General features: G+C 60.4%; 20 protein-coding genes. 17 read left to right on the forward strand and 3 right to left on the reverse strand.

Annotated elements, in window-relative coordinates; all coding sequences use genetic code 11:
- The 13 genes from ACILSO_RS16250 to ACILSO_RS16310 all read left to right on the forward strand — a co-directional run.
- A partial coding sequence (locus ACILSO_RS16250; RefSeq protein ID WP_395738485.1) for a YciI family protein occupies nucleotides 1–417 on the forward strand: 417 nt, incomplete at its 5' end.
- A gap of 156 nt (nucleotides 418–573) precedes the next feature.
- Entirely contained in the window at nucleotides 574–1,050 is a 477-nt protein-coding gene (locus ACILSO_RS16255; protein ID WP_395738486.1) for a VOC family protein, read from the forward strand.
- Between the two features lie 58 nt (nucleotides 1,051–1,108).
- A complete protein-coding gene (locus tag ACILSO_RS16260) occupies nucleotides 1,109–1,648 on the forward strand; it encodes an SRPBCC family protein (protein ID WP_395738487.1) in 540 nt (179 codons plus the stop codon).
- A gap of 164 nt (nucleotides 1,649–1,812) precedes the next feature.
- Nucleotides 1,813–2,283 (forward strand): GyrI-like domain-containing protein, encoded by a 471-nt coding sequence (locus tag ACILSO_RS16265; RefSeq protein WP_395738488.1) that lies wholly within the window; start codon nucleotides 1,813–1,815, stop codon nucleotides 2,281–2,283.
- On the forward strand, nucleotides 2,277–3,041 hold the full coding sequence (locus tag ACILSO_RS16270) for a DUF899 domain-containing protein (RefSeq protein ID WP_395738717.1): 765 nt from the start codon (nucleotides 2,277–2,279) through the stop codon (nucleotides 3,039–3,041). Before ACILSO_RS16265 ends, ACILSO_RS16270 begins: the two co-directional genes overlap by 7 nt.
- A 49-nt stretch (nucleotides 3,042–3,090) precedes the next feature.
- Nucleotides 3,091–3,576 carry an SRPBCC family protein gene (locus tag ACILSO_RS16275; RefSeq protein ID WP_395738489.1) on the forward strand — a complete coding sequence of 162 codons (486 nt, stop codon included), beginning with the start codon at nucleotides 3,091–3,093 and terminating at the stop codon, nucleotides 3,574–3,576.
- A gap of 49 nt (nucleotides 3,577–3,625) precedes the next feature.
- Nucleotides 3,626–4,066: a VOC family protein gene (locus ACILSO_RS16280; protein ID WP_395738490.1), complete on the forward strand. Its 441-nt coding sequence runs from the start codon at nucleotides 3,626–3,628 to the stop codon at nucleotides 4,064–4,066.
- 159 nt (nucleotides 4,067–4,225) lie between these two features.
- The gene (locus tag ACILSO_RS16285; RefSeq protein WP_395738491.1) at nucleotides 4,226–4,678 is read left to right on the forward strand and encodes a VOC family protein; all 453 of its coding nucleotides are present in this window, start codon (nucleotides 4,226–4,228) and stop codon (nucleotides 4,676–4,678) included.
- Between the two features lie 24 nt (nucleotides 4,679–4,702).
- On the forward strand, nucleotides 4,703–5,197 hold the full coding sequence (locus tag ACILSO_RS16290; RefSeq protein WP_395738492.1) for a VOC family protein: 495 nt from the start codon (nucleotides 4,703–4,705) through the stop codon (nucleotides 5,195–5,197).
- Nucleotides 5,198–5,214: 17 nt separating this feature from the next.
- Nucleotides 5,215–5,652: an SRPBCC family protein gene (locus ACILSO_RS16295; protein ID WP_395738493.1), complete on the forward strand. Its 438-nt coding sequence runs from the start codon at nucleotides 5,215–5,217 to the stop codon at nucleotides 5,650–5,652.
- Nucleotides 5,653–5,743: 91 nt separating this feature from the next.
- The gene (locus ACILSO_RS16300; protein WP_395738494.1) at nucleotides 5,744–6,118 is read left to right on the forward strand and encodes a hypothetical protein; all 375 of its coding nucleotides are present in this window, start codon (nucleotides 5,744–5,746) and stop codon (nucleotides 6,116–6,118) included.
- A 290-nt stretch (nucleotides 6,119–6,408) separates the two neighbouring features.
- Nucleotides 6,409–7,188, forward strand: coding sequence for a hypothetical protein (locus ACILSO_RS16305; RefSeq protein ID WP_395738495.1), 780 nt, complete (start codon nucleotides 6,409–6,411; stop codon nucleotides 7,186–7,188).
- A gap of 50 nt (nucleotides 7,189–7,238) precedes the next feature.
- Entirely contained in the window at nucleotides 7,239–8,510 is a 1,272-nt protein-coding gene (locus ACILSO_RS16310) for a Gfo/Idh/MocA family protein (protein WP_395738496.1), read from the forward strand.
- 86 nt (nucleotides 8,511–8,596) lie between these two features.
- Here ACILSO_RS16310 and ACILSO_RS16315 read toward each other — a convergent pair whose 3' ends face one another.
- A complete protein-coding gene (locus ACILSO_RS16315; protein ID WP_395738497.1) occupies nucleotides 8,597–8,923 on the reverse strand; it encodes a YkgJ family cysteine cluster protein in 327 nt (108 codons plus the stop codon).
- Between the two features lie 168 nt (nucleotides 8,924–9,091).
- Here ACILSO_RS16315 and arsD point away from each other — a divergent pair, with 168 nt between their 5' ends.
- Both arsD and arsA read left to right on the forward strand, forming a co-directional pair.
- Nucleotides 9,092–9,427 (forward strand): arsenite efflux transporter metallochaperone ArsD, encoded by a 336-nt coding sequence (gene arsD, locus ACILSO_RS16320; RefSeq protein WP_395738498.1) that lies wholly within the window; start codon nucleotides 9,092–9,094, stop codon nucleotides 9,425–9,427.
- Nucleotides 9,424–11,229 (forward strand): arsenical pump-driving ATPase, encoded by a 1,806-nt coding sequence (gene arsA / locus ACILSO_RS16325; protein ID WP_395738499.1) that lies wholly within the window; start codon nucleotides 9,424–9,426, stop codon nucleotides 11,227–11,229. Before arsD ends, arsA begins: the two co-directional genes overlap by 4 nt.
- Before the next feature lie 5 nt (nucleotides 11,230–11,234).
- On the opposite strand, the gene ACILSO_RS16330 is transcribed toward arsA, so the two are convergent.
- Nucleotides 11,235–11,471, reverse strand: coding sequence for a hypothetical protein (locus ACILSO_RS16330; RefSeq protein WP_395738500.1), 237 nt, complete (start codon nucleotides 11,469–11,471; stop codon nucleotides 11,235–11,237).
- A gap of 9 nt (nucleotides 11,472–11,480) precedes the next feature.
- A complete protein-coding gene (locus ACILSO_RS16335; protein ID WP_395738501.1) occupies nucleotides 11,481–11,834 on the reverse strand; it encodes a class I SAM-dependent methyltransferase in 354 nt (117 codons plus the stop codon).
- A gap of 237 nt (nucleotides 11,835–12,071) precedes the next feature.
- Between ACILSO_RS16335 and ACILSO_RS16340 the strand changes: the two genes are divergently transcribed.
- Together ACILSO_RS16340 and ACILSO_RS16345 are read left to right on the forward strand one after the other, a co-directional pair.
- A complete protein-coding gene (locus ACILSO_RS16340; protein WP_395738502.1) occupies nucleotides 12,072–13,286 on the forward strand; it encodes an MFS transporter in 1,215 nt (404 codons plus the stop codon).
- 25 nt (nucleotides 13,287–13,311) lie between these two features.
- Nucleotides 13,312–13,452 (forward strand): hypothetical protein, encoded by a 141-nt coding sequence (locus ACILSO_RS16345; RefSeq protein ID WP_395738503.1) that lies wholly within the window; start codon nucleotides 13,312–13,314, stop codon nucleotides 13,450–13,452.
- The last annotated feature ends 11 nt before the right edge of the window (nucleotides 13,453–13,463 follow it).

The raw sequence follows: 13,463 nt of genomic DNA on the forward strand, positions 1-13,463 counted from the left end.
CAACGAAACCGCGCCCGCATGAATCCCCAAAACCCCACCGACGAATACCTCCTGCTCATTCGAGGCACCCACTGGAACCACGGCATGTCCCCCTCAGAACTCCAGCACGTCATGACCGACTTCTACGCCTGGGTGGACGGCCTCGGCAAAGCGGGCATCCATCGCGGCGCACAGCCTCTCGTGGAAGAAGGCAAACTCGTCACCGGTCCCAAGGGAACCACCGTGACCGACGGCGTCTTCGCCGAGTCCAAGGAAGCCATCGCCGGATACTTCCGCATCGCCGTCAGCAGCATGGATGAAGCCGTGCGCATCGCCCAGCAGTGCCCCATCCTTCAATACGGCGCGACCATCGAAGTCCGCCCCATCGCCGATCTCTGCCGCCCCATGGCCGAAGTCAAATCCGCCACCCAGCATTAAAATCCCCACGCCAATTCGTCATTGATTCGCTTCGCTCACCCTGCGGGCTCACTTCGTTCGTCTGTCTCGCTCCGCTCGGCTCGTCATTCGTCATTCGTCATTCGTCATTCGTCATTCGTCATTCAACACCCCCAACCCACCACCACCACCACCACCATGAGCACTCCATCCTACCCCGCCTTCAGTCCCTACATCACCGTGACCAACGCCGCCGAGGCCATCGCTTTCTATGAGAAAGCCTTCGGTGCCAAAGAGCGCTTCCGCCTCACCGACAAAACCACCGGAAAAATCGGCCACGCCGAGCTGTCTCTGAACGACGGCCTCCTCATGCTCTCGGATGAAAATCCCGCCTGGAACAAGTCCCCGCAGACGCTGGGTGGCACGCCGGTGAAGTTCTGCCTCATGGTGGAAAACTCAGACGCCGCCATCGCCAAAGCAGCCGCCGCCGGGGCCACGGTGCAGATGCCCGCCATGGACATGTTTTACGGCTTCCGCAGCGGCTGCGTGTGCGATCCCTACGGCCACGTCTGGCTGCTGCAGCACGAGATCGAAAAAGTGTCTCCCGAAGAAATGCAGAAGCGCTGGGACAACATGAGCGGCGAGTGCCCCGCCTCCAAAGACGCCGCCAAGTAATCGCCGCAAACATTCCTCATTCCTCATTCCTCATTCCTCATTCTCCACCCATCTCATCATGATTAAAAAAATCCTCCTCGGCCTCGTCGCCATCATCGCTGTCATTTGCATCATCGCCTCCTTTCAGTCCGATGACATGAACGTCACCCGCACGGCCACCACCACCGCCTCGCCGGAAGCCGTGTTCAAAATCGTGAACGACTTCCGCCAGTGGGATGCGTGGTCCCCGTGGGCCAAGAAAGACCCTGCAATGAAGAAGTCCCTCGAAGGCCCGCCGGAAGGTGTGGGCGCCGTTTACAAATGGAACGGCAACAACGAGGTCGGCGAAGGCAGCACCACGCTCATCGAGAGCAAGCCGAATGAAAAAATCGGCATGAAGCTGGCCTTCGTGCGTCCCTTCGCCGGCACCAGCGATGTGCAGTTCACCTTCACTTCTGAAGGCAGCGGCACCAAGATCACCTGGGCCATGCAGGGCAAAAAGCCCTTCATCGGCAAGATCATGGGCCTCTTCATGGATTGCGATAAAATATGCGGAGACCAGTTCCTCGAAGGCCTCGCCAACCTGAAGAAGCTCGCCGAAGCCGCGCCGAAAGCCTAAGCCAAGGAGTGGGGGTTTCGCTTCGCGGCTTCGCAGCCGACCCCCACGAAAACCCACGCCTCACTTAAAACCCACGCGCAGACTTATCTTCCCAGAGTCTTCGCTTCGCTCATCCACAGACGGGGTCGGAGACCCCGTCGCCTCGGCCAAAACCCCTCCCCCCCATGCTCGACACCCCCTCATCCCCCATCACCACCACAGCCCAGCCTGCTGCGGTGATTCACATCACCGTGCCGCGAGATCAAATCCAGGAGGTGATGGGTCCGGCCATTCAGGAAGTCATCGCCGCAGCCACGGCGCAGGGCATTGGACCGAAGGGGCCTCTGTTTGCCCACCACTTCGGCATGACGCCCGGCATCTTCAATTTCGATGTCGGCGTGCCGGTCTCCGATGCCGTGCAGCCCACCGGCCGCGTCATCGCTGGAGAGATCCCTGCCGCCACCATCATCCGTACCGTCTATACCGGCCCGTATGAAGGTCTCGGCCAGGCCTGGGGAGATTTTCAGGACATTATCGAAGGCCAGGGTCACACACTCGGCCCCAGCCTGTGGGAGCGCTACCTCTCCGGCCCCGAGTGCGGCGGCGACTCCTCCACCTTCCGCACGGAGCTCAATCAAACCATCGTCGCATCATGACATCTCATACCACAGTCTCACAGGAAGAGGCGCTGCAGGCCCGCCTTACGCTGCTGGCCAAAGAAAAGGCCCACATGGCCGCTGGCGATGAGCTGGCACGCCAGCGCCGCGAGCTGCCCTGGGTGAAAATCACCAAGCCCTACGTCTTCGACACGCCCACCGGCCAGCAGGTGACGCTGGCGGATCTCTTCGACGGCCGCAGCCAGCTCTTTCTCTACCACTTCATGTTCGGCCCGGATTGGGAGGAAGGCTGCACCGGCTGCTCCTTCCTGTGCGATCATGTGGACGGCGCACGCCAGCACTTTGAGCATCACGATCTCTCCTTCGTGGCGGTGTCGCGCGGCCCCATCGACAAAATTGAAGCTTATCGCCAGCGCATGGGCTGGAAGTTCCGCTGGGTCTCCGCCGCACACACGGACTTCAATCAGGACTTCCACGTCTCCTTCCCGCCTGAGACCGTGAAGAACGGCAAGATCACCTACAACTTCACCGAGCAGGACTACAACGCCGACAGCGAAGAACTCCCCGGCTTCAGCATCTTCTTCAAAGACGAGGACGGCCAGATCTACCACACCTACTCCTCCTTCAGCCGCGGCGGCGAGGCTTTGCTCGGCGCTTACCAGTTCATCGATCAAACTCCCAAAGGCCGCATGGAAAAGGTGAACGGCAACCTCATGGACTGGGTGAAACGCCACGATCGCTACGAAAACGACGGCCGCACCGCCGAAAAGAAATGCTGCGGCTGTAGTGCCGCCTAACGCCATCATCCCCTTCACGCTAACTTCGACATCCCACTACTTCACCATCATGCCTCCTCCCGCCCCCATCGACTCACCCCTGTCCGAACGCGAACTCGTGCTCGTCCGTGAAACCGACGTCCCCGCTGCCAAACTCTTTGCCGGATGGACCACCCCTGAGCTCTATCCCCAGTGGTTCTGCCCCAAACCGTGGTATGTAACCGACGTCGAAATCGATCTCCGCCCGGGCGGCTTTAGCAGCATGACCATGTGTGGTCCCGATGGCGAGCGCTTCCCCAACAGGGGCGTCTATCTCGAAATTGTGCCCAACGAAAAAATCGTCTTTACCGACGCTTACTTCGCCAACTGGGAACCCAATCCCAATCCTTTCTTCACGGCGATCGTCACCTTCGAAACACTGCCCACCGGCAAAACCCGCTACACCGCCCGCGTCATGCATTGGACCAAGGAAAACTGCGAGAAACACGCCGCCATGGGCTTCGCGGACGGCTGGGGCAAAGCCTTCGACCAGCTCGTCGAACTCATGAGCAAATAATCCTCTCCGCCTTTTCATCCCCACCATTCATCCTTCACCCTCTCCCACCATGGCCCGCGTTTCCACTTACCTGAATTTCCCCCGCAATACTGAAGAGGCCTTCGCCTTCTACAAGTCGGTGTTCAAAACCGAATACGTCGGTCACATCGCCCGCTTCGGCGACATCCCCGCCAGCCCTGACTGCCCACCTGCAGCGGAGGCAGACAAAAATCTCGTCATGCACATAGCGCTGCCAACTCTGGGCGAGCATGTGCTTATGGGCACGGACTCTCCTGAGTCCATGGGCTTCACCTGCACCAAAGGCAACAACGTGCACATCAATCTCGAACCCGACACCCGCGAAGAAGCAGACCGCCTCTTCAATGCACTCTCCGCCGGCGGCAAAGTCGAGATGCCCATCCAGGACATGTTCTGGGGCGCCTACTTCGGCTCCTTCAGCGACAAGTTTGGCATCAACTGGATGATCAACTGCATGCAGCCTAAACAATGACGAATGCAGAATGCAAAATGCAAAATGCAAAATGACGAATGCCTGAGCCGCTGTGTCCGACTGAATTCTTGAATCACCCAACCCAGCTCGATTTCGTCATTCGTCATTCGTCATTCGTCATTCCCACCGCAACACCCACACCTCCGCAATAAACACCCCATGTCCCAATCCCACATCCAGCCCTATCTCTTCTTCGGCGGCCGCTGCGAAGAAGCTCTCGAGTTCTACAAATCCGCCATCGGTGCCGAGACCCAGATGCTCATGCGTTACAGCGACAGCCCGGACCCCATGCCGCCGGGCATGCTTCCCACGGGTTATGAAAACAAAGTCATGCATGCCAGCTTCAAGGTCGGCAGCAGCGTCATCCTCGCTTCCGACGGCTGCGGTGGCGAGGAGAGCAAAGGCTTCCGCGCCTTCTCACTCTCGCTCGCTCTGCCAGATGCCGCAGCAACCGATCGCGTCTTCAGCGCACTCGCTGAAGGCGGCTCGGTGAACATGCCCCTCGGAGAGACTTTCTGGTCCTCACGCTTCGGCATGCTGCAGGACAAGTTCGGCATGGGCTGGATGATCACCATCGATCCCGGTTGCGATCCGAAGTACAAAAACGCCTGAACCTAACCTCCACCACTGTGCGCCATGCAAAAGATCAGCACCTTCCTCTGGTTCAATGACAACGCCGAAGAGGCTGTGCGCTTCTACCTCGGCGTCTTCAAAGACGGCCGCATCCTGCGCACCACCCGCTATGCCGAGGTGCCCGAGGAGGAGAGACCGCCCTGCCCTCCCGCAGGCACCATCATGACCATCGAGTTCGAGCTCTTTGGCCAGACCTACACCGCCCTCAATGGCGGCCCCATCTTCACCTTCAATGAAGCCATCTCCCTCGTCGTCTCCTGCCAGACGCAGGAGGAAATCGACCGCTACTGGGATGCCCTCACCGCCGATGGCGGCAAGGCCGTGCAGTGCGGCTGGCTGAAGGACAAGTTTGGCGTCTTCTGGCAGATCGTCCCTTCCATCCTCGCGGACCTCAACGCCTCCGGCGATCCCGCGGTCGCTTCACGGGTCACCCGCGCCATGCTCAAAATGATCAAGCTCGACATCGCCGCGCTTCAAGCCGCTGCCGCCTCCCAATAACCCCCACTCTCCACGCCATGAGCCAGCCCCACGATCCCGCTACCGAGATCATCAGCACCCGACTCTTCTCCGCCAGCCGCGAACGCATCTTCGCGGCCTTCAGCGATCCCACCCAGCTCGCCCGCTGGTGGGGGCCGAAGGGCTTTACCAATACCTTTGAATTCTTCGACTTCCGCGCAGGCGGCGACTGGATCTTCACCATGCACGGCCCCGATGGCAAAGACTACGCCAATCACTCCCGCTTCATCGAGATCGTGCCCGCCGAGCGCATCGTTTATGAACACATCACCCCGCATTTCCGCATGACCATCACCCTGGCAGATGCCGGAGACGGCGCTCACATGACGTGGTGCATGCAGTTCCCCACCGCGGAAATGTGCGAACGCTTCAAGCCCATCTGCGTCCCGGCAAACGAAGAGAATTTTGACCGGCTCGAAGCCGCTCTGCTGAAGTAAGAAAGCCTCCGCCCACTTTACCTTCACTTGGCCGTTCCCTGACCTCCTCTCTGTTCGTAAATCAGCAGTCACTTTCTCCCTCCACACTCCCATGAAATACGCTACCCTCGCCACCTCCATCATGCTCGGACTTCTGTTCGTCACGTTCTCCAGCATCTTTTTCTTCGGCACCATTCCCGAGCAGAAGCTGAACCCCGAGGAGGCCCACTTCATGGCCGCCTTCGGTCCTACGGGTTACATGAAGTTTGTGAAGGTGTTTGAGATGCTTGGCGGACTGCTGCTCCTCGTTCCAAAAACCCGCAACCTCGGGCTGCTGTGCCTCGGTCCGGTCATCGTCAATATCCTGGCCTACCATCAGTTCGTAAAGGGAGACGGCATCCTCAATCCCATCCTCATCGTCATCAGCCTGCTCGCCCTCTTCTTGCTCTGGTCCGAGCGCAAAGCCTGGGCCGGGCTGGTGAAGTAAAGGTGACTTAGGCCTCACAGGCCTGCATGTGGCATCTGGCTGATTCCCTTCTTCGCGGCCTTGCACGATGCGAAAGAATGGCTGGATCCGCTCTTTCCACAGTCCGAATTCAGTCCCATCAGTCGCCGGACATGAATCCAGGTGACTCCCGGTCTTTTTTCGCAGCACTCATCGGCGATGGGCGATCATTGATCTTGCTCACAGCACTGGCGCTCGCCTTCTCAGGAGGCGGCGCCATTTTTCTCTCGGTCACGGGCCACTTTCTTCCGCACGATGTCGAATTTCTCGGCATGCAGCCCATCACCCTGTGTGGGCTGAACCACTGCCGCATCGTGCATTTCATGATTCATGATCGTGCGTCCTTCGGCGGCGTGCTTATCGCGATCGCGGCGCTCTACACATGGATCGCCCTCTTTCCTCTGCGCGAAGGCGAGAGCTGGGCGTGGTGGACTCTGGTGCTGACGAATGTAACGGGCTTCGTCTCTTTTCTCGCCTATCTCGGCTACGGTTACCTGGACGGCTGGCATGCCTGGGCGACCGCCATGCTGCTCCCCGTGGTGGTGGCAGGTCTGTGGCGCACGCGAAGGCTTTGTGTGCATCCCATGACATGCCGACCCGGCAGATGGCCGGCCTCCTGGCACACGGCTGCATCATGGGGCTGGCTGCTGTGGCTTGCCTGGGGTGGCGGCATGGTGGCCGCGGGCGCGACGATTTTGATCATAGTAATGACCGCCGTATTTGTCCCCAGTGATCTGGATTTCATCGGCTACTCGCTTGCTCAGCTCAATGCCATCAATCCCCGTCTGGTGCCGCTGATTGCTCACGATCGCGCCGGTTTTGGAGGAGGTGTCCTGACCACCGGTCTGCTGATCCTGTGCATCGTGTGGAAAGCACCTCCCTCACGGCACTTATGGCAGGCCGCGGTGGTGGCGGGCGCCATCGGTTTTATTTGCGCCATCGGAGTTCATTATCCCATCGGCTACCTGGATGCCGGGCATTTGGCGCCTGCATGGGCCGGAGCATTGTCATTCGGCCTCGGAGCCTGCCTCTCACGTTCTAAAATGAAATAACCGCAGCCTCACAGCGGTTTCATGAGCAAGTCCCATCCCGACCGCTCACCATGACCTCACGCCGCACATTCCTTGCCACCACCGCCATGACTGCCGCCACGCATGCGTTTGCGGCTCCGAAAGACAATGACATCAAGATCGCTCTCATCGGCTGCGGCGGGCGCGGTACCGGCGCGTGCAATCAGGCGCTCTCCGCTGGCTCCACCATCAAGCTCGTCGCGGTGGTCGATCCCCTGGAGGGCAAGGCTCAGGCGGCGCTGGACATCCTGAAGGAAAAACACGAGGGCCAGGTGGATGTGCCGCCGGACCAGGTGTTCACGAATTTCGAAGACTACACCAAGGCCTTCGCACTGGCCGATGTGGTGCTCATCACCACGCCGCCCGGCCCGCGCCCCTTCCTTTTTGAGCAGGCCATCAAAGCCGGAAAGCATGTGTTCATGGAGAAACCCGTGGCCGTGGATGCCGCCGGCGTGCGCCGTGTGCTCGCCGCCTCCGAAGAGGCGAAAAAGAAGAAGCTCAATGTCACCGTGGGCTTCCAACGTCGCTACCAGCCCAGCTACATCGACATGATCGAGCGCATTCATAATGGCGAGATCGGCGATCTCATCTTTGGCCGCGTGTACTGGAACGGCACCTCGCGCCCCGGATTTGAGCGCCTGCCGGGCGAGAGCGAGATGCACTACCAAATCCGCAACTGGTACTTCTTCACCTGGATGAGCGGAGACCACATCCTCGAGCAGCATTGCCACAATCTCGACGTGGCCAACTGGGTCATGAAAGGCGAGATGCCCATCAAGGCCGTGGGCCAGGGCGGACGCCAGGTGCGCCGTGGAAAGGAAAACGGCACCATCTTTGACCACCACACCGTCGAGTTTGAATACGAGAGCGGCATGCGCATTCTCAGCCAGTGCTGCCAGATCGGCGGCAAATGCGCGCGCGATGTCAGCGAACATTTCCACGGCACCAAGGGCGCGGCCGATCTCGCCAACAACGGCAAATTCCTCATCAACAACATGCCCCCCGGCGGCAAGCGCACCCGCAACAAGGAAGATCCCTACCAGCTGGAGCACGACGCCCTCTTTGAAAACATCCGCACCGGCAAAGTCCGCAACGACGCCGACTACGCCGCACATTCCACATTGATGGGCGTCATGGGCCGCATGGCCACCTATACCGGCCAGGTCATCTCGTGGAATCAGGCCATGGAATCACAGGAAAACCTCGTTCCCGACAACCTCTCCTGGGCCACCGAGCCGCCGGTGAAACCGGATGCGGACGGATGGTATCCCGTGGCGATTCCGGGGACGACGATGCCGATTTAAAAGGGTAAAAAAATGAAGGGTAAAAAGATTTCTCCGATCTCTGATTCTGAAATTTTTTTACCCGAAATCTTTTTACCCTAATCCTTTCAAGTCATCGCCCCCAGCCCATGCGCCTTACGTGCCTGCAGACATTTGTCATCCCCGACTTCCACACTGCGGCACGGCGTCGTTCGCTTCTCATAAATCCGGCATGAGACACAGGAGCCGATTTCACCTTCCAGATTCACACACCTCACCGGTTTTTGCTCCGTTCCTTTGAAACACACCTGCCACGGACTCACCTGCACCAGCATGCTTTCCTCCAGCCCATGCTGCACCGCCTCCTGCCAGTAGAAAGAGACGCGGTAGTGCGCACAGCAGGCGCCGCAGGTCTGGCAGGGGGAGGCTGATTCTGGCTGCGTCGTGAGGGCCATGAGGGGGAGCAGGGTCGGAGTGACACCAGAGAGAGGACGGGCCGCGGGTCAAAAGATAGCAATCCTGGCACACTGACAGGCATTTACTTGGTTGTTTCGCCAAATAGTTTGGCACCAGGAAAAATGCGCCTGCTATGGCAGGATGCCATCCCCCACCCGCCCCTCCCTATGAAAACGGTCCAAGTCTATGATCCGCCCATGTGCTGCTCCACCGGCATCTGCGGCCCGAACGTCGATCCCGATCTCATCAACTTCGCCGCCATGCTCTCCCAGTTGTCCGGACAAGGGGTGAAGGTGGAGCGCCAGAATCTCGGGCAGCAGCCCATGGCCTTTGCGCAAAATCCGGTGGTCAAAGACGCGCTGCAAAAGGAAGGGACCACGGTGCTGCCGCTGATCTTCCTCGAGGGAGAGATCTACATGAAGGGCCGCTACCCCAATCATGACGAGCGCCCGGCTTTCTTCCGCGCCGCACTGGGCATCATGGAAAAGGAGGCCGCATCATGAAGCTTCCTCCTTATGTGCCCGATCCCGCCACGGCCACCCGCTTTCTGTTTTTCACCGGCAAGGGCGGTGTTGGGAAGACGTCCTTGTCATGCGCGGCGGCATTGAAGCTTGCCGAGGCTGGCAGGCGCGTGCTGCTGGTGAGCACCGATCCAGCCTCCAACCTCGATGAAGTTCTGGAGACCCGGCTGACCAATCACCCCACGGCCATCGCAGGTGCGCCCGGGCTGGAGGCGATGAACATCAACCCCGTCGAGGCCGCGGCGGCGTATCGCGAGCGTTTGATCGGGCCCATGCGCGGCATTCTGCCCGAAGCGGCGCTGCGCAGCATGGAGGAGCAGCTTTCAGGATCGTGCACCGTGGAGATCGCGGCCTTTGACGAGTTCTCCGGCCTCATTGGAAACCCCGAGGCCGTGCAGGCCTATGACCACGTCATCTTTGACACCGCGCCCACCGGCCACACGCTGCGCCTCATGAGCCTGGCAAAGGCCTGGGATCAGTTTTTGGAAAACAACACCAGCGGCACTTCCTGCCTGGGCCCGCTGGCCGGTCTGGAAAAGCAGCGCGTCATTTACGAGGCCACGGTCAGTACGCTCGCAGACGCAGCGGCCACCACGCTCGTGCTCGTCAGCCGTCCTCAGGTTGCGGCCCTGCGCGAAGCGGAGCGCACCTCCAAAGAGCTGCGCGCCATCGGTGTGGGCAATCAGTGCCTCATCATCAACGGCTCCTTTGAAACGCAGTGTGCAAAAGATCCGACGGCGCAGGCCATGCAGCAGCGCGGCATGGCCGCCCTGGAGGCAGCAGACAGCTTCATCCGCAGCATGCCCAGCTTCATCGTTCCGCTGCGTGCCATCAATATCCTCGGCATCGCCGGACTGCGCGTGCTGCTGGGCGGCGATGCACCCGGCAGTCTCACGCCTCAGGTGGTAGAGAGCTGGACGCCACCCGAAATGGAAAGCCTGGCAGATCTCGTCAGCGCCATGGAGCAGCAGGGCCATGGCGTGATCATGACCATGGGCAAAGGCGGTGTGGGCAAGACCACCGTGGCCGCAGCCATCGCCGTCATGTTGGCCCGCCGCGGCCACTCCGTCCATCTCAGCACCACCGATCCCGCTGCGCATGTGGCCCAGACGCTGCATGGCCGGGTGGAGGGCCTCACGCTCAGCAAGATCGATCCGGCTGCGGAGACGGCTGCCTATCAAAACGAAGTGATGCAGGCCCAGGGCGGCGCGATGGATGACGCAGGCCGCGCCTTGCTGGAGGAAGATCTGCGCTCCCCCTGCACTGAGGAGATCGCGGTGTTTCGCGCCTTTGCGCGCGAAGTCGGCCAAGGGGCCAGTCGCTTTGTGGTGCTGGACACCGCTCCCACGGGCCACACGCTGCTGCTGCTGGATGCCAGCGAGGCCTACCACCGCGAGTTGCAGCGCCAAGCCCGCAGCACCCAGCCCGAGCAGGTGCTCAGGCTTCTCGATCGTCTGCGTGATCCTGATTATACCCGCATCCTCCTCGTCACTCTGCCAGAGGCCACGCCCGTGCATGAGGCCGCTGCTTTGCAGGCAGACCTGCGCCGCGCGCGGATCGAACCTTTTGCATGGGTCATCAATCAAAGCCTGCTGCACAGCGGCACCTGCGATCCACTCCTGCAAAGCCGCGAGGCCTCCGAGCACCGCTACCTGCTGGAGGTGGTGGAAAAGCAGGCGCACCGCACCGCGTGGCTGCCCTGGCAGCCCGAGGAGCCGGTGGGGCCGGACGCTCTCGCCCACCTGGCATCTTCATCCCTGCAAAGTGCTTTGGCGCATGCCTGAGCTTCTCAGCTCTTTTGCGCGATGATGAACACATGCAGCTCAGGATGCTGATCGTACTCGAGATGGCGCAGGATGCAGCCCGCCGCGGCGAGCAGCTGCAGTGTCTGCGGAATGCCCAGCGTGCTGTAGTGCATGGGCGGGCCCATGCTGCAGTCCTGCTTCGCCCCCGGCGCGTCCAGTCCGCCGAGCGTGAAGATGATGACCCCACCCGGTGCCAGCGCGCCGCAGAGCTTTGAGAGCACCTCCGCGCTCTACGCCAGCGGCACGTGCCAGATGCTGTCCCATGCGCTGATGAACTCATACTCACCTGGCGGCTGCCACTGGCATACATCCGCGTGGTGAAAGACCACGCCAGGGTGCCGCTGCCGCGCCAGATCAAGCATCCGCGCAGAGATGTCCAGCCCTTCAGTGAGGTAGCCGTGCTGCGTCAGCAGACGGATGAAGCGCCCATGGCATCCGCAGCCCACGTCCAGCGCACGCCCGCCCTGCTGGCGGCGAAATTTCAGCGCGTGCTCGTGCTGGCGCATGCCATTGGTTTCCAGATGAGGCTCCAGCCACTGGTGCGCGATCTCATCGTAGCTGCGGGCGGTTTCTGCGGGCTGCATAGGCCGCGCAGACTCACGGCAGATGAATCCGTCCGCAAGCAATGCCATGCGGCCACCGCATTCTCCTCTTGTGCATCAGCAGGCGCTTTGAGTAAAACCGCAAACCTGCTGAAATGTGGCTGCGCTCCGGCACGTCACTCATGCGCGCCACCACCGGCCTTTTCCATTCTCCATCTCCCGCCCATGTCTTCCGCCCCCTCCAAATGGTACTCCACCGTCACCCGCTACCAGTGGCTGGTGCTTCTCGTCGCTTCGCTCGGCTGGGTGTTTGATGCGTTTGAGGGGCAGATTTTTAACATCACCCGCAAGTCGATGCTGGCGGAGATATTCATGCAATCGCCCGACTCGGCGGATGTAAAGGCATGGGGAGACATCGTTCTCGGCTTCTTTCTGGTAGGTGGCACACTTGGAGGTTGGTTGTTTGGCATGCTCGCGGATCGCTGGGGCCGTAATCCGACAATGATCATCACAATCCTGTTCTACTCGATCTTTTCGGGCCTGACTTACTTCGCCACTGATCTCTGGCATGTCTGCGCTCTGCGTTTTCTGGTAGCGATGGGCGTAGGCGGTGAGTGGGCGGTGGCCGCGGCGCTTGTCGCGGAAGTCTTCCCCAAAGAGGCCCGTGCGCGCGCTTCCGGCATCTTCCATTCCACAAGTGTGCTGGCCACATGGCTCGCTGGCATCACGGGCATGTGGGTCGGCGCGAACTGGCGCTATGGCTATCTCATAGGTGTCGTTCCCGCACTGCTCACTTTGTGGGTGCGCGCCTCGATTCAGGAGCCGGAGCGTCTGCAATCGGCCCAAAAGTCGATGGGAGATCGCGTGGGGAGTTTTCGCGAGTTGTTCAGTCACCCCGTGTGGCGGGTGCGCGCGCTGTGCGGCATGACGCTCGCCGCCGTGGGACTGGGCACTTTCTGGGGCGTCACCGTCGCGGGGCAGGATTTGATGAGTCATCTCCTCACCAAACTTGGCTGGGCGAAGGATGTGATTGAATCAGAATCCAAATTTGCCTATGGCATCGTGCAGGCAACTGGCGGCGGTTTGGGCATGCTGGCTTTCGGGCCGATATGCGAGCGCATCGGACGCAAGCGCACGTTCTTCATGATGCAATTGCTCGCGCTCATTGTGATTCCCATCGTCTGCTTTCTGCCTCAAACCCACTGGCAGATGCTCGTTGCGCTGCCCGTCATGGGATTCGTCACGTTAAGCATTCATGCTGGATTCGCAGTGTATTTTCCCGAACTTTTCCCCGATCACCTTCGTGCGACAGGAGCGAGTTTTTGCTTCAACACCGGGCGCCTGCTCGCCGCGCCAATTCTTTTCACATCGGGAAAAATCAAGGCCGCCTATGATCCTCCCGTTGCCATCACAATGCTTTCAGGATTGTTTGTGATCGGCCTTCTGGTGCTGAAGTTCCTTCCAGAAACCAAGGGACAAGAACTGCCGGAATGATGCTCTGCAAAGCATCGCAGCACCGGTGCTCATCTGGCTCAGCGCCGGGATGAAATCGGCCCTGGATCTTCGGGTGGCCATCACCTGTTTCGGCGGGCTTTTCCTGCTGGGCCTGATTTTCCTCGCGTGCCTGCCGGAGACCCGCGGCGAGGATTTGCCGGAGTAGCCGAATGGTCA

This window comes from Prosthecobacter sp., assembly GCF_044226605.1.
Taxonomy (GTDB): Bacteria; Verrucomicrobiota; Verrucomicrobiia; order Verrucomicrobiales; family Verrucomicrobiaceae; genus Prosthecobacter.